Source organism: Bacteroides sp. D22 (assembly GCF_000163675.1).
In the GTDB taxonomy this organism is placed as follows: Bacteria; Bacteroidota; Bacteroidia; order Bacteroidales; family Bacteroidaceae; genus Bacteroides; species Bacteroides xylanisolvens.
Map to the genome: position 1 here is coordinate 82,530 of NZ_GG774816.1, position 19,720 is coordinate 102,249.

Consider the following 19,720-nt stretch of genomic DNA (forward strand, 5'->3'; position numbering starts at 1 on the left):
ATCATTTCTTCACGTGAGGATAATCTATCGTATAATGTAATCCGCGGCTTTCCTTACGCTCCATTGCTTGGCGCATAATCAGATAACCCACATTCACCATATTACGCAATTCGCAGATTTCTCTGGACGCTACGCTGCGTTTGAACAGGCTTTCAGTCTCTTCGTAGATAATATCGAGTCTGTCCCAGGCACGTTTTAGACGGAGGTCGCTGCGGACAATACCTACATACGTACTCATAATCTGGTTCACTTCCTTCATACTTTGCGTAATGAGCACCATTTCTTCCGGCGAACGGGTTCCTTCGTCATTCCATTCGGGAATATTTTCATTATAAGAATATTGATCGACCACTTGTAGACTGTGTTTGGCGGCAGCGTCGGCATATACGACTGCTTCTATCAGTGAGTTGGAAGCCAGGCGGTTGCCTCCATGCAATCCTGTGCAGGAACATTCTCCCACGGCATAAAGACGTTCGATGGAAGATTGTCCGTCCAAGTCGACAAGGATACCTCCGCAGAGATAATGGGCGGCCGGGGCTACCGGGATATAATCTTTCGTGATGTCGATGCCCAGGCTAAGACATTTTTCGTAGATATTGGGGAAGTGTTTCTTTGTTTCTTCGGGATCTTTGTGGGTGACGTCCAGATATACATGGTCGTCTCCGCGGTTTTTCATCTCGTTGTCGATGGCGCGTGCCACGATATCACGGGGAGCGAGCGAAAGACGGGGATCATATTTCTGCATGAACTCTTTGCCGTCCATTGTACGCAGTACACCTCCGTAACCACGCATTGCTTCCGTTATCAGGAAAGAAGGGCGGTCTCCCGGATGATATAGGGCGGTAGGGTGGAATTGTACAAACTCCATATCCTTCACCGTACCTTTGGCACGGTAAACCATGGCGATACCGTCTCCGGTAGCGACTAGCGGGTTAGTGGTTGTTTTATAAACGGCTCCTACTCCACCGGTAGCCATCAGCGTCACTTTGGCAAGATAGGTATCTACTTTTCCCGTTTTCGGATCGAGGATATAAGCACCATAACATTTGATGTCCGGTGTCTGGCGGGTTACAGTCACTCCCAGGTGATGCTGTGTCAGGATTTCAATGGCAAACTGGTTTTCGATGACCGTGATATTCGGATGGCGTTGTACGGCTTTAATCAGGCTGTCCTGAATTTCCGCTCCCGTATTATCTTTATGGTGAAGAATACGGAACTCCGAGTGTCCGCCTTCGCGGTGCAAGTCAAATTCGCCTTTCTCGTTTTTGTCAAAATCCACTCCCCACTTAATCAGTTCTTCAATTTGTGCGGGAGCTTCGCGCACTACCTTTTCTACTGCGGCACGGTTACTGATCCAATCGCCGGCAATCATTGTGTCTTCAATGTGCTTGTCGAAATTATCCACCAGAAGGTTGGTGACGGAGGCTACACCTCCCTGGGCGAAGTACGTATTGGCTTCTTCCAGCCTACTTTTACAGATAAGAGCAACTTTACCTTTGTGCGCCACTTTCAGCGCAAAACTCATACCGGCAATTCCGGAACCGATAACGAGGAAATCGAATTTTCTTACCATAATCTTGTTATTTCTCACCGCAAAGCTACAAAATAAGTTACTTCGTTGTACTTTTCGTTGTCACTAATTCATAAAATTGCTACCTTGCAGGCAAAAATCTGACAAAATGAATCGAATTTTTCATGCCCGCATCGCCTGGTACCAATATTTCCTGTTGGTGGTGCTTACTGTGAATGCCGTCGGCGCATTGTGGTGTAAGTATATCTTAGTGGCGGTACTGTTTATGTTGATGCTGATTGTAGTGATCGAACAAATTATACACACTACTTATACATTGACAACAAACGGTGATCTGGAAGTCTCACGTGGTCGTTTTATTCGCAAGAAGATCATCCCGCTTTCCGAAATTACCGCAGTCAGGAAATACCATTCCATGAAGTTCGGCCGCTTCTCGGTGACGGATTATATCCTGATAGAATACGGAAAAGGGAAGTTTGTTTCGGTGATGTCTGTCAAGGAACAGGAATTTGCAGAACTACTCGAAAAGAGAATGTTCGTAAAGAAAATAAAGGCCACAGAGGTAATAGACTCTGTAGACTCTCAAGCGGATGAATCGTAGCATGTTTTGATAATAATGAAAAGATTAACTGATTATATACTATGAAATATCAAGTAATTATCATTGGTGGCGGTCCTGCGGGATATACGGCTGCCGAAACTGCCGGTAAAGGCGGTTTGAGCGTATTGCTTATCGAAAAGAATAGTCTGGGTGGTGTCTGTCTGAATGAAGGCTGTATTCCTACGAAAACATTGTTGTATTCGGCAAAGACTTATGACAGTGCAAAACATGCATCAAAGTATGCAGTCAATATCCCGGAAGTCTCTTTCGATTTGCCTAAGATAATAGCGCGTAAAAGTAAGGTAGTGCGTAAACTGGTGCTGGGAGTGAAAGCGAAGCTGACTGCCAACAATGTTACAATTGTATCAGGAGAAGCGCAGATCATTGATAAAAATACGGTTCGCTGCGGGGAAGAGACTTACGAAGGAGAGAATCTGATATTATGTACGGGTTCGGAAACCTTTATTCCCCCTATTCCGGGAGTGGACGCGGTGAACTACTGGACGCACAGGGATGCTTTGGACAGTAAAGAATTGCCAGCTTCTTTGGCTATTGTTGGTGGCGGGGTAATCGGTATGGAGTTTGCGTCGTTCTTCAATAGTTTGGGAGTACAGGTGACGGTGGTTGAGATGATGGACGAAATCCTGGGTGGAATGGATAAGGAGCTTTCCGCTTTGCTTCGTGCGGAATATGCCAAACGAGGTATTAAATTCCTGCTTAGTACGAAAGTGGTCGGCTTGTCGCAAACGGAAGAAGGGGCTGTTGTTTCTTATGAGAACGCGGAGGGAAACGGCAGTGTCATTGCAGAAAAGCTGTTGATGAGTGTCGGCCGTCGCCCGGTGGCGAAAGGTTTCGGGCTCGAAAACTTGAATTTGGAGAAGACAGAGCGTGGCGCTATCAGAATTAATGAAAAGATGCAGACTTCTGTGCCGGGCGTGTATGTTTGTGGTGACCTGACAGGATTCTCTTTGCTCGCCCATACGGCTGTTCGTGAAGCGGAAGTTGCCGTACATTCCATCTTGGGAAAGGAAGATGCCATGAGTTATCGGGCTATTCCGGGCGTAGTCTATACCAATCCGGAGATTGCCGGAGTGGGTGAAACGGAGGAATCGGCGTTGGCAAAAGGTATCACTTATCAGGTTATCAAACTTCCGATGGCTTACTCCGGCCGTTTTGTGGCGGAGAATGAAGGCGTCAACGGAGTCTGTAAAGTACTGCTGAACGAACAGCAACGGGTGATTGGAGCCCATGTATTGGGCAATCCGGCTTCGGAGATTATCACTCTTGCGGGCACTGCCATTGAGCTCGGATTGACGGCAGCGCAATGGAAAAAGATTGTTTTCCCGCATCCTACGGTAGGAGAGATTTTCCGGGAAGTGTTATAAAGGGATTCCGATATCTGCGATCGTTCATTGATGCGGGTATCTTACTGATAAAATCAAATATATGATGAGAAAATATATAATCACTCCGGCCTTATTGGCAATAGTTTGTATGGTGATGTGTCATTGTACATTTGTTGATATCATAAACTGTATTGTATGAAAAAAAGTCTTTTGTTGGTCACCCTTTCAGTTTGTTTGTTGCCACTTTGGGGACAACAAAATTTCTCCCGGATAGATTCGCTTATCAAGAAGATGCTCCCCGAAGCATCCGAGGTCGGCATATCCGTCTACGATCTGACGGCTAAGAAATCACTTTATAACTATCGTGCGGAGAAACTTTCCCGTCCTGCCTCTACAATGAAGCTGCTGACGGCTATTACCGCCCTCTCCCGCCCCGAAGCTGCCGAACCTTTCCGCACGGAAGTATGGCACGATGGCGTGATAGAACATGATACTTTGCAAGGCAACCTGTATGTGGTAGGCGGATTCGATCCTGAATTTAACAGCCAGTCGATGGATTCATTGATAGAAGAGGTAATCACTTTCCCTTTTTCGGTGATTAACGGACAGGTGTACGGCGATGTTTCGATGAAAGACTCTCTTTATTGGGGTAGTGGATGGGCATGGGACGATACCCCTGCGGGCTATCAGCCTTATCTCTCTCCATTGATGTTTTGCAAGGGGACTGTGCAGGTTTCTGTCGTTCCCTCTACAGTGCAGGGAGATACTGCAAGTGTTTCCTGTCAACCTGTATCCTCCTATTATACAGTGACGAATCAGACGAAAACACGTACCTCTTCTGCCGGAAGATTCTCTTTCACGAGAGACTGGCTGACGAATGGCAATAATCTCCTCGTTTCGGGCAATGTCACTTCGATCAGAAAGGACGATGTAAACATCTACGATTCTCCCCGTTTTTTTATGCATACTTTCCTGGAGCGTCTTCGTGGGAAAGGAATCACGACTCCCCAGTCGTATGGTTTTGCCGAATTGCCTCGTGATAGTGTGACTGTAGAACGGATGGCTTGCTGGAATACTTCCGTGCAGAAAGTGCTGAACCAGTTGATGAAAGAGAGTGATAATCTTAATGCGGAAGCATTGCTCTGTCGCTTAGGAGCCCAGGCTACGGGAAAGAAGCAGGTGGCTGCCGAAGATGGTATTGTCGAGATTATGAAATTGATCCGTCGCCTGGGGCATGACCCGAAAGACTATAAGATTGCCGACGGTTGCGGACTGTCCAATTATAATTACCTCTCTCCTGCCCTGCTGGTGGACTTTCTGAAATATGCGTACTCGCAAACAGAGGTGTTTCAGATGTTATATAAATCTCTTCCCGTTGGCGGAGTGGACGGAACATTGAAATTCCGGATGAAAGGTACTCCTGCCTTCCGGAATTTTCATGCCAAAACAGGCTCGTTTACGGCAATAAATGCGCTCGCGGGCTATCTGAAGATGAAAAACGGACATGAAGTGGCCTTTGCCATTATGAACCAGAATGTGCTTTCGGCAGCTAAGGCACGGGCATTTCAGGATAAGGTGTGTGAGGTGATTATTGGGAAATAGATGGTGTCATAATACTCAAATTGAAAGACTTACCCCTGCTAAAGCTCTGTGCAACAGAAGCACTTTCCTAAAGAAAAGTGTTTTGACACCCCAAAACAACCCAAGTGGAATTTCGTTGTTGAATCCGATTTCTATGTTGTCATAGGTTAAGTTTCTACTCTTTATGAAGGGCTTATTGATTCTTCTATAACTTATTGATTTTTCTATAAAAAGATAATTGTATTCTCTAATAAGCAAAAATCGTTGGATTTTGTTTACCAGAGAATACAATTATACTTGTTTAGAATCGAATATTGTAAATCCTATATTCTATATTACTTGGCGTATTCAGCCCAATTGGTATTCTTCATATCGCCACTTTTAGCCAACTCTGCGTGCATACCAAGTGCAGCCTGAATAGCGTGTGGAGTCTGCGCGCGGTTGCCGGCCAGTTTGAGGTAATCCCAAAGAAGCTCTTTGTAGTCAGGATGAGCACAGTTTTCGATGATGGCTTGTGCACGTTCTTTCGGACTCTTGCCACGAAGATCGGCAACACCTTGCTCGGTGATAACGATATTGACATCGTGCTCCGTGTGGTCGTGGTGGGATACCATCGGTACGATTGCACTGATCTTACCTTCCTTAGCCACAGACGGACAAGTGAAGATAGAGATGTAAGCGTTGCGGGTAAAGTCTCCCGAACCACCGATACCGTTCATCATTTTTGTTCCGCCGATATGGGTAGAGTTTACGTTGCCGTACAGGTCGACTTCGATGGCTGTATTGATAGAAATGATACCGAGACGGCGTACTATTTCCGGGCTGTTTGAGATTTCCGACGGACGGAGAACCAATTTATCGCGGAAGAAATCCATATCGTTGTAAATGCCTTCCAGACAGTCGTTTGTTACAGTCAGTGAGCAGGCGCTACCAAATTTGATACGTCCTTCGCGAATCAGTCCGATCACGGAGTTCTGTATTACCTCTGTGTACATTTCGAATGGAGGAATCGTTTTATCACGTCCCAATGCACCGAGTACGGCGTTGGCGATGTTTCCTACACCCGATTGCAGGGGTAAGAAAGTAGACGGGATAATACCACGTTTCATGTCGGCAGCGAGGAAGTCGGCAACATTCTGTCCGATTTTGTCGGTCAACGGATCGGCAGCGGCGAAAGAACGGGCTTCGTCCGGCCAGTTGGTTTCTACTACGCCAATAATCTTTTTCGGGTCTACCTGAACGTAAGGGAGCCCGATACGGTCACTCGGTTTATAGATAGGAATCTCGCGGCGGTAAGGAGGATCGAGCGGTTCGTATACGTCGTGCATACCCATGCCGGATTTGCTGTGTGCGCTGTTCAACTCCACGATGATCTGGTCGGCCAGACGGCAGATCGTCGGGGAAATACCACCGGCGGCAGTCAGATAAATCTTTCCGTCGGGAGTCACTTCGCAGGCTTCGATGATGGCTACGTTCACTTTGCCCATGAATCCGTAGCGCACTTCCTGTGCCATTTGTGAGAGGTGTATGTCGTTGTAGGCAATCTCTCCGTTGTTCACAGCTTTGCGGAAATCAGCGTTGGTAGTATAAGGGGCGCGGTAGCGGATGGCTTTGGCACGTGACAGTACGCCGTCGCAGGACTCTCCTGTTGATGCACCTGTGAAAATTCCTACTTGAAACGGGTTTCCTTTCGCATGTTCTGCTTCAGCAATTTTTGCGAGTTCGGCTGTTACAGCCTTGGCCGTTCCGGCGGGAGTAAATCCGCTTAGGCCGATGTTGTAGCCATGTTTAATCAGGCTTGCAGCTTCCGCTGCCGAAATACGATTGAGTGACATAAATAGTAAATTTCGTGTTAAAATACAGTTGATATTTAATAAGTTAATAATTCTATTCGCTTTTCGGATAAGATATCAGGCGCGGGTTACACGGGTTTCATGGTTTCCGGAAAAGTTGGATTGCATAGAGCGACAGCGTAATCCGTGCTTGATATGTCTTTATAATTTCAATTTCCCTCAATATTTCCGTTGAAGTATTTCTCCCCAGATAATGGCTCGGCGAGCTTCTTCTGCCGAATGAATCGTAAAATCTTCTTTATTGTCGGGTGAGTCGTGGGGAGTGTTGTAATGAGCACCTTGCCGACTGTTCCGTTCATCTTGTGCAGCGCTGTTTGCAAGAGATGCAGCCACGGATACTTCTTCTTTTTTCTTTTTTTGTTTCGAAGTTTGCTGTTTGGAAAATTGTTTGGAAGCCGGTTGTTCGCGAGGAATCGGCCGGAGCAGTTCGTCCAGGGATTTGGGGCTGCCCCACGCTTCGGGTATGGGAACGGCATCGGGGTTTACTTCAACCGGAGATGGCATTGGGGGAACGGGGTGCTTGGCTTTAGCCTTTTTCGCCTTGCTGTTTTTATTCACCTCTTTGAATATTCCCACAAGAATGACGCCTGCTATCAAGAGAAATTTCAAAAAATCTTCCATTGTGCTTCACATCTAAATAGTTATCCGCCAAAGGTAGGCATTTTATCTGGTTTGAACTAACATTTGGGCATGAAAAAAGGGCAGCTTCACAGCTCCCCTTAATTTTTTTAACCTAAACCTTAACTATGAAAAAATCTAATGTTTCTTTCATTGCACAAATGTGAAAAATAAATTTAAATTTGCCAAGTATATGGATGGAAAATGTTTATCCTCTTAACATAAATTACAAATTTGCTTGCCAAATCATCAATTTTTGCGTTATTTCTGTGTCAATTAACTACTTATTGAAAGTGAAGCCGTATCTTTGCATCCGAATTTTTAAACTAAGATTTGAGTATGAACGAATTAACGGGAGCGGACTTTAAATCCGCAACTGAAATGACTGATGACAACAAGAAGTTGTTTATCGAAACATACGGCTGCCAGATGAACGTAGCCGACAGTGAGGTGATTGCATCGGTGATGCAAATGGCGGGATATTCCGTAGCTGAAACGCTGGAAGAGGCTGACGCTGTGTTTATGAACACTTGTTCTATCCGCGACAATGCGGAGCAGAAGATCCTGAACCGCTTGGAGTTTTTCCACTCGCTGAAGAAAAAGAAAAAGCGCCTGATTGTGGGTGTACTGGGTTGTATGGCCGAACGGGTAAAGGATGATCTGATAACGAATCATCATGTCGACCTGGTAGTCGGTCCGGATGCTTACCTGACGTTGCCCGATTTGATTGCCGCCGTTGAAACCGGCGAGAAAGCAATCAATGTGGAGCTTTCTACTACCGAAACTTATCGGGATGTGATTCCGTCGCGTATCTGTGGCAATCATATTTCCGGCTTTGTGTCCATCATGCGTGGTTGTAACAATTTCTGCACTTATTGCATCGTTCCCTATACTCGCGGACGTGAGCGTAGCCGTGACGTGGAAAGTATCCTCAATGAAGTGGCAGATTTGGTGGCAAAAGGCTATAAAGAAGTCACCCTGTTGGGACAAAATGTCAACTCATACCGTTTTGAGAGGCCGACAGGAGAAGTGGTTACCTTCCCGATGTTGCTCCGAACAGTGGCCGAAGCCGCTCCGGGGGTACGTATTCGTTTCACGACTTCCCATCCGAAGGATATGAGTGACGAAACGTTGGAGGTGATTGCACAAGTGCCGAATGTATGTAAACATATTCATCTGCCTGTGCAGAGCGGTAGTTCCCGCATCCTGAAACTGATGAACCGTAAGTATACCCGTGAATGGTATCTGGACCGGGTGGCAGCTATCAAACGCATCATCCCCGATTGCGGACTGACTACCGATATTTTCTCCGGTTTTCATTCTGAAACGGAAGAAGATCATGCCATGTCGCTTTCGCTGATGGAAGCGTGTGGGTACGATGCTGCTTTTATGTTTAAATATTCCGAGCGTCCGGGAACGTATGCATCGAAACATCTTGAAGATAATGTGCCCGAAGAGGTGAAAGTCCACCGCCTGAATGAGATTATCGCTTTACAGAACCGTCTGTCTGCCGAATCCAACCAGCGTTGCATCGGAAAGACGTATGAAGTGCTTGTGGAAGGTGTTTCCAAGCGTTCGCGCGATCAACTGTTCGGCCGTACGGAACAAAACCGTGTGGTGGTGTTCGACAGGGGTACGCATCGTGTCGGTGATTTCGTCAATGTGCGTGTCACAGAGGCTAGTTCGGCTACGCTGAAAGGGGAAGAAATCTGATTTCACCACAGAGGACGCAGAGGACACAGAGGTCTTATTCTCATAGTCGTGGCTGTCTTGTAGTTGTGACTGCCTGTACGGTATGTGGCAACTGCGCTTATACAACACATCCTGTGGAGGCTTTGAGGATTAATATAAAAAATCAGTGTTCCTCTGTGTCCTCTGCGTCCTCGGTGGTGAAACTTACATCATCATGTGTCTCCTGATGGAGAACTTCACAATTGCCATTGCATTGATGGACGCGAATGGAATATCCATCGGTTCATGGTGTGTGTTGTAACTCACCAGTTTGAGATGACCTTCTTTCTCCGAACGGTTCACGTATTTTACTGCCAGATACTCGTCTCCGTCAATCATAAACGACACCAGGTATATTTCCCCGTAAATGACATTGTCGAAACTGCTGATTTCTTTATATCCGATAATGTCTCCCGATTTCAATATTGGGTACATGCTGTCTCCGTTGACGTAGACCGCCCCGTCGCAGACGGATATATTGGGAATCAATATCTTCCCCAGTGCATACTGCTTTTTATTGGTGAATAATGTTTTCAGGTTCGCTGCTGCCGTAATGTCGTATAATGTCACGCTACGGTCGTCTATTGGTTCGGGCGTTTTCGGATTGTGTATAATCTCGACTTCTCCCTGCACCAGTTCGCTTTCGCAATGTCTCGGCTGATGTTTTGGATTTCCTTTTCCCAATAATAACCAGTTGTAGTCTACCTTGTCCCCCAATTTGTCGAGCAACAAGCGGAAATCGATGCTGTTTCGTGCGCCCCAATTGGTGACTGTGGCTCTCGAAACTCCCAGATATTCAGCTAGTTCGCTGTCTCTTTTTAGGTTTAACGCCTGTTTGGCACGCTTGATGATACCTAATACATCCAAATTTGTATCCATTCTGTTTTTTTATTTAAAAGACTAATCCCGGATTTATAAATGGCAGCTATAAAATGGCTGACTAAAAAAATATGTTTACTATATGTTTATAATCAATGACTTGTAAAATAGTTGAGATTAAAAATGAAAACCAATGTTTTATTTATGAAAAAAAATATTCTATCTTTGTCCCATTGATTAATAGAAAACGTTTCAAAAATATAAATTAAAAACGGATATGCCATGCAAAACTTCAAGAAAAACACCGAAACCTTGAAAATTTCTCATCCGCCACCTGCGGAAAGCTTGCTGATACCTGTTAACAGCTATTTCCTCAAATGTTAATAGCTATTTTTCTAACCATTAATACCTGAAATGCCAGATGTTAATACCTGGCAATAGGATAACAAAAGGATAACATATTGTATACGAATACTCCGTATTTGGATGATTACAGACCTGACTGATAAAAACTAGCATTTATAATTTATAATTGGATAACAAAATGAAAAGCTCAAAAGTACAAACACTGTGCGTTTGCGGATGTTGCAAACGCTCTCTTCCGGCAAGTGCCTTTTATATCAATAAGAAAACCGGTCTTCCCGGCAACTACTGTAAGGAATGTCGTAAAACTGTCAGCCGGAACCACCGGAAGAACGAGAAACGCTCCCTGGCATGCGACAGGGAAAGCAGTTATCCGGTAATTACCTCTACGGAAGATCCCACGTTGCGACGGGAACTTATTCTGCATGCCCTTGAAACCGTAGCTGCCAGCATTGAACGGAAAAGGCGGAAAGTCCGTGAATCGGAATTTGAATACGAATCAGGTTCTGAATCTCAATCCGGATCAGTCTTTGAATTGAAATTAGAATCAAAATCAGGATCAAAATTAGAATTGGCGGACTGATTTATAAAAACAATTTATATCATGGGACGAATAAAACAAGGGCTTGACTATTTCCCTTTGAATACCGATTTTATGCACGACCGTGTCGTACGCCGTGTGATGAAGCGTGAAGGCGATTCCGTCTTCACGATCCTGCTCTATACCCTGTCTTATCTATATTCGGGCGAGGGTTATTATATTCATGTCGACGATGACTTCTATGACGAACTCTCCGACCAGCTCTTCAGCACGGACAACGATAGTGTCCGCCGGGTGCTTCATCTGTTTGTGGAGTACGGTTTCTTCGATTCCTCTCTCTACGAACGTTACGGCATCCTGACTTCCGCCGACATTCAGCGGCAGTTCCTTTTTATCACTAAACGCCGCAGCCGTCGTCATATTTCTCCGGACTACTGTCTACTGCCGGATGAGGAAACCGTACACTCCACCCTTCCGGATGCTGTTGCAGAAACCCCGGATATTGTAACGCAAACCCTCGATACTGTAACAGAATCTCCGGATACTGCAACAAAAAGTACCCTCATAAAAAGAAAAGAAAAAGAAAGTAAAGAAAACATCCTCCCTAACCCTCCTTTGCCCAAAGGAGGGGATGAGAAAGAAGAGGGAGGAGATTTTTCTAACAGAAAACCGGCGAAGAAGAAACGTGAACTGACACAGTCGGATATTGACCGGATGCAAGCTCCTGCTGACGGACACCCGCGCAACCTTTCCGGACTGTTGGATAACCTTCGCCTTTATCATATTCCTCCCTCCGAACAGTATGCAATCGTGCTGAAAAGTAATTACGGAGAAATCGGTGGTAAGGTTTGGAAGGGTTTCGGCGTCATTCGGGCAAGTGCCGGAAAAATCAAACTGCCCGGTCATTATTTGTTGAGTGTCCTGAATAACTGAATTAATGAGGGTTATGATGCTAATGTATTGCATAATATATTGTAAATTAGTAGTATAGTGGCAAATTTCCATATTAACGAATTTATTAACGCACACTTTCAAAATCTCTTGCACAGACAGAAATAAGGTCTTATATTTGCATTGTCGATAAGCTTAAAGACACAGATAAACTAGAATTATTAACGACTAAAAACTATTACAATTATGCCAGTATTGTACAAACCCTTCCAGTCAACTCTGGAAGACAAAAAAAGCGGTAAAAAACTCTTCTATCCCCGAGTTGTACGTTCGGGAAACGTAGATTCCGCACAACTCTCGAAAGAAATAGCAGCCTACTCTTCCCTCTCTCCGGGTGACGTAAAAAACACACTCGACAACCTGGTGACGGTGATGGGGCAACACTTGCAATCTTCGGAAAGTGTAAGCGTGGACGGTCTTGGTACCTTCCGTATGGTGATGGTGGCTCGCGGCAAAGGTGTGGAAACCTCTGACGAAGTGTCGGCTGCACAGGCTACGCTTACTGTCCGCTTCCAACCGACAACGACTAAGAATCATGACCGTACTACCGCTACCCGTTCGATGGTGACCGGTGCGAAGTGTGCCCGTTATGATAAACTTGTTTCCGATGCGGGTAGTGCAGGAGGCGGTAACTCCGGTGGAAGCGACAAGCCCGGTGGAGGCGGTAATGAAGGAGGCGGAGAAGCGCCCGATCCGGCTGCATAAATGACGTCACGGCAGTGAGGAATACACAAAATGTAAACGACAAACTTCGTAGGCTTAACTAAACATTTGACTTTTAACTAAACTAGAAATCATCCACTAACATGAGGATTATCAACTTGATTGTGGTGCATTGCAGCGCCACGAGGGAGGATTGTACACTTTCTCCGGAAGATTTGGACCGTTTGCACCGGCGCCGCGGATTCAACGGAACAGGCTATCACTACTACATCCGCAAGGATGGAACAGTGCACCTCACCCGCCCCATCGAACGCATCGGAGCACACGCCAAAGGTTTCAACGCTCATTCGATAGGTATCTGCTATGAAGGTGGTCTGGATTGCCGGGGACGCCCGGCAGATACCCGGACTCCGGCACAACGGGCTATGCTCCGGCAACTCGTCGGGCAGCTACAGGAGAAATTTCCCGGTTGCCGGGTATGCGGACACCGGGATCTTTCGCCGGATCTCAATGGAAACGGTGAGATAGAACCAGAAGAATGGATTAAACAGTGCCCGTGCTTTGAGGTGGCAAAGGAATTCAATGAGTTCGGAGCATTTGCCGATAAAACTGATGAGACTGGAAGTACGGAGAAACACAGAGTAACACAACACATTAAAGAACAGAAAGGAGGTAAATGATGGCAATGAAGAAATCAGTATGGGATATGATCCTGAAAGTGGTTATCGCAGTGGCTTCAGCTTTGGCTGGCGTTTTGGGCGCTAATGCGATGAATTTGTAAGAAATGCTTGATATGTGAAAAAGTGCCTTCGGCAGATTTATTTTAACCGGCTGCCGGAGGCCTTTCAGACATGAAAATAAGACTAAACCAATTTATTAAACTATTCATTTTAAAGAACGACCATTTATGAATAAATTATATCTACACAAAAACAAAATGAGACTGGGGCAGTTACCTTTTATAGGGGTAATGTTTGGCTTTCTCTTTTTTTCTGCTTTCGTGCATGGGCAATCTACGAATACAATTTCATTGGATGTGCCGCAGGTTGTCCCGGTCTCTCCCACGGTGGCTGCCATGGAAAAATATCAGTCCTATCCGGTAAGCCACTGTACGGGCATCCCGGACATAACGGTACCATTATATGAGATTGTGGCGGGTGAAGTGACAATCCCTGTTACATTGTCTTATCATTCTTCCGGTCTGAAGCCGAAAGAGCGCAGCGGTATTGCTGGAACGGGATGGACGTTGAACCTGGAACCTTCAGTAAGCCGCCATATCAATGGTGTGGCGGACGATGAATACAGGGAAGGCTGGTTTTACGTGGCAGATGAGCAAGTTCCCTGGCAACCGGACAGACAGATGGAGTTTTATGAGAAGAAAGTGAATAACGGGACTGATATGCGTCCGGATAAATTCATTTACAAACTGCCTCAAGGTGGAGGTAGCGGCTATTTTCGCACGCGTCACACGCCTATGTGGACGGTTCCCCGCAACAACGACCTGGTGAAGTGGAATTATGACGACACGATGAATATTACGGACGAGAACGGCCTTCAATATTATTTTGGAGGAACCTGTGAGAAAACAGGGGATAACATCACCCGCTGGCTGTGCAGCTCCATCTGTTCCGCACGGCATCCGGAGCAGCAATTGGTGAACTTTTATTATGACTCCGGGCATCTTGTCAATCCGCGCACGTATTATAACCTGGATGAGCAGTTGATATTTAAAGATATAGATCGTCCTAACCGTGAGACGCTCCTGATAGACGGTTCCTCTTATTATCGTGTTTGTCCTCCGGATGATTATCAATCTTCGGAAGGGCTCCAAGAAGCCAGGTTGGAAAGTATCAGCCGGGATGAAGCCGGTGTGGGTTTCTCGGACCCTGTCCATTATACGGACGGCGACATAGAGGCTGCTTATGTGTCGATGGTTGAATTTCTTGATAATAGTCTGTCTGTCAGTTATAAGCGTGTTGGACGAGACGGTACTACTTCGAGTACGGTGCTTGATGAGATGGAGGTAAAGGACGGGAACGGAATGCTGGTGCGTACGATTAGATTTTATATCACTCCATACAATGACAACACTTCACTTACGAAGCTGGATTCGGTGCGTATATCTTCACCCGGAGTGGAGGACCGCGTATGGTCTTTCGATTATGGAGATGTCCGTCGCGTGCCCTCAATCTATACGATCTCCGTAGACCATTGGGGGTTCTGTAACGGTCCGGAAAACAGCGGACAAAGCAAGCTTCCGGGTATACGGGAAGTGGTTTCGCTCGATCTTAATGGTTTTTCGAACATGCATAGTTTTGTGGTGAATTATCCGGGTGCTAACCGCAATCCGAGTCCGGGTTATGCGAAGCTCGGAGTTTTATCCCTGATAACTGATCCGCAGGGTGTACAAACCCGCTTCAGTTATGAAGGAAACTATGGCGCTTTCCGGGATAGTCGCAAGGACGAGTCCCACCGGGATTATCTTCATCCTGTAGGCGGTTTGCGTGTTTCCTCTATTGAAAGTTATGACCCTCATACAAACCGTCGGATCAGGAAGAGTTATAAATATGGCCTGACCATTCCGAACGTTCCGAATTATGAACCTGTCTGGGGTGGTGGCGCTATCAGGCACATAGTGACGCAGCGTGATTATCAGTCGGATGGGATTGCCATCTATAGAGATCCTGCAACCAATGCGGAATGGAAAGAGGAACTGACGATTTATGGTTCCATGCCTGTCTCCAATATTACGTTGCATGACGGTAGTGCTGTCATGTATAATGTGGTGTCAGAGCAGACCCGGGGGGATGACGGTACCCAAACCACTACCATGTACTATTATGATGTGAAACGTCATGCTTTTGAAGACCTGTTGGTATGGGACGATAGTGATCCTTCCGGTTCCGTGAAACAATTTGTAGATGAATCTATTACCGAAAAGACAGAAGCTTTGGTGCGTCGTAAACCCTACTATTCACATGAGCCTTCCGGAGATTTCATCTATGGTAAAAGCAATCAGCTGTATGGTGCTTTGCTTCGCACGGAATATTACCGTGGCAGTGAACTGGTTTCAGTCGTGGAGAATAATTACTCAGCAAAGAAGATTGAAAACCAGCAAATACAGATATTGGTACCCGAACGGCATATTGTCACAGGTTGGAAAGAGTTTGAGGAGAGTGGTTACTCCGGTAAATATTCTGTCTTTACCACTCACCGCGAAAATTTGGATATAGACACGTACCGGCAGTTGGATAAGGAAGTTACCAAGCGATATTATACCTCCGAAGGTAAGCGGCATGTTTTTTCCACCGAGAAACGGTATGCGTATGATTACGATTTTCTTGATCCCGGTTTTTCCTTAAAGCCCCGGCGGGTGGAAACCATGCGTAGCGACAGTATAGCGGTGGTGGATACCTATGACTATCTGCTCAATTATCCCGCTATTCTTTCCTACCATAAGCATACGGAGGGAGAAAACAACCGGGAAAGTCGTATTCTTTTTAACGCCGGCAGTTGCCTTCCGCAGAAAGTGCAGTCGCGTACGGACAAGCAGGCGGACTTTCGGGACGAAGTGGTTTACCGCCGCTATGACGCATCCGGCAACGCTGTCGAGATAGCTGGAAAGGATGGAACTCCCGTCAGTTTCCTCTGGAGTTATAACAACTGTTTCCCCATTGCTCGAATAGAGAATGCGACAATCGATGAGGTATGTGCAGCTCTGGAGATTGAGTCGGCCGATGAATGGACATACGACAGTGTCCCGGATTCCGATGTACGGGTCAGGATCGGCTCTTTAAGAGAACTGCTTCCCGATGCACGCGTTACTACCTACGAATACGTTTCTTTGCACGGTGTGACGGCAATTACCGATCCTAACGGTGTCACCACCCGCTTCGATTATGATAATTACAGCCGACTGACCGGCAGCTATTATCTGGATGCAAACGCCCGTAAAGTAATGTTGCAGAAGTATGTTTATCATTTCGGAAAATAAAAGGAATACAGGAAAACTGGATAATTTAAAAACTGACAAAACTAGAAATTATGATACGAAAATTATTCTTATTGATGTTATTTGCGACTTGTTCGTACAGCCTGTTCGGGCAGTCTTCATTCTATCATCGCATGGAAACGGCGATAGATCTCGGGGTTTGTGATAGTACATATTATTATGAAGGAACGCTTAATACGGGAGATTACTCGAACGACTATGTGCTTCCTTCATATAAAGAACCCGACTTTTCATTTGGTAACGAGATATTCTTTAAGTTGACGCTGACACGTTCCATGGATGTCGGTATTGGGATAAACGGTCCTTCGGAAGTAGGTACTTTTGCCCATATATTGGATGTAACAGGTAAGGAAGTAGACCGCCTAAATTTGGGGTATGCAGACTTATGTATTTCCTTGCTTCCCGGCACGTATTATATTGTAGCGGAGTCTATGGACTATGGTGCGGGTAAGGTTGTTGAGGAAGGTCTTATTTACTTGTATATCTATATTGACGAGCGTGAGGTAGGCGAGGATTTCTATTACCCGATGGATCTTGGCACCTTTGGCAGTGAGTTCACCGTTTCGCATACGGATAACATAACACTGTACGTATCTGATTATGAGCCGGGTGCCGACAACCATGACGACTATCACGACATGGTGTATTGCTTCACTCTACAGTCTCCTGTTCGTCTGAAGCTGGAGAACAGCTCGGAGTACTGTCATACCTTGTTGAAACGTTGGGAGGACGACGTGGTGGAACCGATATACGCTGCCTCGGAAAATCTGATGTATTATGATTTGGAACCGGGCATTTATTATATTCATACCTGGGCACTTGGCTGGGGATATACTTGGCAGACCGTTTCCCTCACGGGTACTCCTATTCCGGCGGGGAGCAGTTTTTCTTCTCCTATTGATATTGTAGGTGAATATTATGGCACAGCTTTTTACTACGACCATACGTTTGATACTTCTGTCTTTGTAGGCAGCAAAATGTCGTTCAAAGCGGGAAGCGAAGTTTATTATCGTGTTACTTTTACGCAACCGATAAGTTTGGATGTCTGTAACTGTGATTCGGAGGTGAACGACACCTACTTGATGGTGTACTCTTTGAATCAGGAATTGCTGTATGTCAATGATGTTGCCTGGGGCCGTGGAGCATGTGACAACGGAGAACATGCTTACCTTCAGATTCCTTATCTTTCTCCAGGCACGTACTACATTGTCGTGGATGGTTCTACAAATGGAAAAATAAATTTGTTTATAAATGGAGTGCTGTCTGGCCCTGTAGGAGACGATCCTGATACAGCTATTGATGCAGGCACATACGGCCTTCTGTTTACAGACACACGGGACACGTCTCTTTATGGCGACCGCACCAGCGGTTTTATATCCGGCTGTACTCCTTTTAATGATGTGTTTTACAAATTCACATTGACCTCTCCGATGGATTTGCGGGTCAGCCATTGCGGCTCTGTATTGTCTGAAACGCATCTTGGTCTGCTTGATTCCACTCGTTCCATGCTTTATTCAAGCGCCGACTCTTGCGAAATAAAAGTGGACAGCCTTCCTGCCGGCACATATTATATTGTTTCCGAGGGAAATAGTGCGAATGGCTTTATTACTACTAATCTTGAGACACTTGTGTCTCAAGATTCGCTGTCTCCTACATCTACCCAACCGTATGTACTTTCGTATGTTCCGACAGTTGCTACGGATGATGTCCTTTCTTTAGCGGATGATGAAGTCCGCCATGAAATTCAGTATTACGATCATTTCGGTAACCCTACGGTCAAGGTTCAGCACGGCTTTTCCCCATTGGGGCATGACCTGATCACATTGCAGGACTACGATGCCCTGAACCGGGGCAGCAAACTCTGGCTTCCTGTGGCGTATGGCAGCAGTGACGGATCTTATGTGAATCCCGGCAAATTGTCGCAAACCGCCCGTTCCTTTTGTCTTTACGGCATGGATTCACATCCCTACAGCCTTACTGTGTATGACGGCTCCGCGTTGAACGAGGTTGTTGAGGAATATGGTCCCGGCAAGAGCTGGCATACTACGGGACATTCCGTGAAGAATGACCGCATGACGAACGTTTTAGCATCCGTCCGTCTTTATGGCGTGGATGAAAATTTCTCGCTTACAATGTCCGGCCTTTATTCTCCGTGCATGCTGGATGCTGTCCGCACTACCGATGAGGACGGAAATGTAACTTACGAGTTCAAGGACAAAATCGGTCGAACGCTTCTGACCCGGCAGATGAACGGTGACGAAGCTCATGATACCTATACGGTATATGACAATTACGGTAATGTCCGCTTCGTACTTCCTCCGCTGGCTGCGGATAGTTTGACGGCAATACAGTCATATGCTGAAAGCCATCCTGTTTTGCAGAAGTATGCTTACATCTACCATTACGACAAGTATAATCGTTGTATCTATAAGAAACTCCCCGGTTGTGACCCTGTTTACACGATTTATGACGCTGCCGACCGACCTGTTTTTACTCAAGACGGTGAACAGCGCAAACGAAACGAGTGGTCTTTCAGTATTCCCGACGGGTTTGGCCGTGTTGTATTGAGCGGCATTTGCAAGAATCAACCGGCTTATGGTGCGGAGTCCACCCCTCTTGATACTGTTGTTGTAAAAGCCGTTTGGGCGAATGAGGAGAATCCGTTGAAAGGTTACCGGTTGGAAGGTATAACCTTAAGTTCCCCGACTGTCTTGTTGGTCAGTTATTACGATTCCTACGATTTCCTTGGTAAAAACGGTATTCCCGATGACGCAACGACGACTTACTGCGAAACAGCCGGTTATGGCAAACGTTATGGAGATGATTGCAAAGGGCAACAAACCGGAATCTTGACCGCCCTTTTTACTGACAGGGAATATACAGGCTTCATTTACTCGGCATTGTACTATGACGACCGCTACCGCGTTGTCCAACGTAAGGGCAATAACGGGCAGAACGGTACTGAATCCGTTTATACGGCTTACAACTTCGAGGGCAGCCCAACGAAAGAGAAGCATGTGCACAGCGCTCCCGGACAGGCACCTGTAACCGAGGTTCATACTTATACCTACGACCTTGCGAACCGCCTGTTGAAGAGCGTTTATCAATTG

At 46.0% G+C, this 19,720-nt stretch carries 15 protein-coding genes; 11 read left to right on the plus strand and 4 right to left on the minus strand.

Going from position 1 to position 19,720, the window contains the following annotated elements; all coding sequences use genetic code 11:
- Window position 1: 1 nt before the first annotated feature.
- On the minus strand, window positions 2–1,573 hold the full coding sequence (nadB, locus tag HMPREF0106_RS06105) for an L-aspartate oxidase (RefSeq protein ID WP_009040691.1): 1,572 nt from the start codon (window positions 1,571–1,573) through the stop codon (window positions 2–4).
- 106 nt (window positions 1,574–1,679) lie between these two features.
- Here nadB and HMPREF0106_RS06100 point away from each other — a divergent pair, with 106 nt between their 5' ends.
- From HMPREF0106_RS06100 to dacB, 3 genes are all read left to right on the plus strand, one after another.
- Window positions 1,680–2,132 carry a PH domain-containing protein gene (locus tag HMPREF0106_RS06100; RefSeq protein WP_009040692.1) on the plus strand — a complete coding sequence of 151 codons (453 nt, stop codon included), beginning with the start codon at window positions 1,680–1,682 and terminating at the stop codon, window positions 2,130–2,132.
- Window positions 2,133–2,173: 41 nt separating this feature from the next.
- The gene (gene lpdA / locus HMPREF0106_RS06095) at window positions 2,174–3,517 is read left to right on the plus strand and encodes a dihydrolipoyl dehydrogenase (protein ID WP_009040693.1); all 1,344 of its coding nucleotides are present in this window, start codon (window positions 2,174–2,176) and stop codon (window positions 3,515–3,517) included.
- Window positions 3,518–3,673: 156 nt separating this feature from the next.
- Window positions 3,674–5,080, plus strand: coding sequence for a D-alanyl-D-alanine carboxypeptidase/D-alanyl-D-alanine-endopeptidase (dacB, locus tag HMPREF0106_RS06090; RefSeq protein WP_009040694.1), 1,407 nt, complete (start codon window positions 3,674–3,676; stop codon window positions 5,078–5,080).
- 314 nt (window positions 5,081–5,394) lie between these two features.
- Here dacB and HMPREF0106_RS06085 read toward each other — a convergent pair whose 3' ends face one another.
- Together HMPREF0106_RS06085 and HMPREF0106_RS06080 are read right to left on the minus strand one after the other, a co-directional pair.
- A complete protein-coding gene (locus tag HMPREF0106_RS06085; RefSeq protein ID WP_004312851.1) occupies window positions 5,395–6,894 on the minus strand; it encodes an acetyl-CoA hydrolase/transferase family protein in 1,500 nt (499 codons plus the stop codon).
- A 177-nt stretch (window positions 6,895–7,071) separates the two neighbouring features.
- Window positions 7,072–7,533 (minus strand): hypothetical protein, encoded by a 462-nt coding sequence (locus tag HMPREF0106_RS06080; RefSeq protein ID WP_009040695.1) that lies wholly within the window; start codon window positions 7,531–7,533, stop codon window positions 7,072–7,074.
- Between the two features lie 336 nt (window positions 7,534–7,869).
- On the opposite strand from HMPREF0106_RS06080, the gene miaB reads away from it, so the two are divergent.
- Window positions 7,870–9,243: a tRNA (N6-isopentenyl adenosine(37)-C2)-methylthiotransferase MiaB gene (gene miaB, locus HMPREF0106_RS06075; RefSeq protein ID WP_009040696.1), complete on the plus strand. Its 1,374-nt coding sequence runs from the start codon at window positions 7,870–7,872 to the stop codon at window positions 9,241–9,243.
- A 183-nt stretch (window positions 9,244–9,426) separates the two neighbouring features.
- Here the strand turns inward: miaB and HMPREF0106_RS06070 are convergent, their stop codons facing one another.
- Complete coding sequence (locus tag HMPREF0106_RS06070) at window positions 9,427–10,140, minus strand: S24 family peptidase (protein WP_008023698.1); 714 nt, start codon at window positions 10,138–10,140, stop codon at window positions 9,427–9,429.
- 484 nt (window positions 10,141–10,624) lie between these two features.
- Between HMPREF0106_RS06070 and HMPREF0106_RS06065 the strand changes: the two genes are divergently transcribed.
- The 7 genes from HMPREF0106_RS06065 to HMPREF0106_RS06040 all read left to right on the plus strand — a co-directional run.
- Window positions 10,625–11,026, plus strand: a complete 402-nt coding sequence (locus tag HMPREF0106_RS06065) for a hypothetical protein (RefSeq protein WP_009040697.1) — start codon at window positions 10,625–10,627, stop codon at window positions 11,024–11,026.
- 21 nt (window positions 11,027–11,047) lie between these two features.
- A complete protein-coding gene (locus HMPREF0106_RS06060; protein WP_009040698.1) occupies window positions 11,048–11,917 on the plus strand; it encodes a DUF4373 domain-containing protein in 870 nt (289 codons plus the stop codon).
- Window positions 11,918–12,121: 204 nt separating this feature from the next.
- On the plus strand, window positions 12,122–12,640 hold the full coding sequence (locus tag HMPREF0106_RS06055) for an HU family DNA-binding protein (RefSeq protein ID WP_004302871.1): 519 nt from the start codon (window positions 12,122–12,124) through the stop codon (window positions 12,638–12,640).
- Window positions 12,641–12,741: 101 nt separating this feature from the next.
- Complete coding sequence (locus HMPREF0106_RS06050; protein ID WP_009040699.1) at window positions 12,742–13,278, plus strand: N-acetylmuramoyl-L-alanine amidase; 537 nt, start codon at window positions 12,742–12,744, stop codon at window positions 13,276–13,278.
- Between the two features lie 5 nt (window positions 13,279–13,283).
- The gene (locus tag HMPREF0106_RS27195) at window positions 13,284–13,379 is read left to right on the plus strand and encodes a smalltalk protein (protein ID WP_005681936.1); all 96 of its coding nucleotides are present in this window, start codon (window positions 13,284–13,286) and stop codon (window positions 13,377–13,379) included.
- A gap of 126 nt (window positions 13,380–13,505) precedes the next feature.
- The gene (locus tag HMPREF0106_RS06045) at window positions 13,506–16,592 is read left to right on the plus strand and encodes an RHS repeat protein (RefSeq protein ID WP_009040700.1); all 3,087 of its coding nucleotides are present in this window, start codon (window positions 13,506–13,508) and stop codon (window positions 16,590–16,592) included.
- A 50-nt stretch (window positions 16,593–16,642) separates the two neighbouring features.
- The coding region (locus HMPREF0106_RS06040; protein ID WP_009040701.1) for a DUF6443 domain-containing protein at window positions 16,643–19,720 on the plus strand (3,078 nt) is incomplete at its 3' end.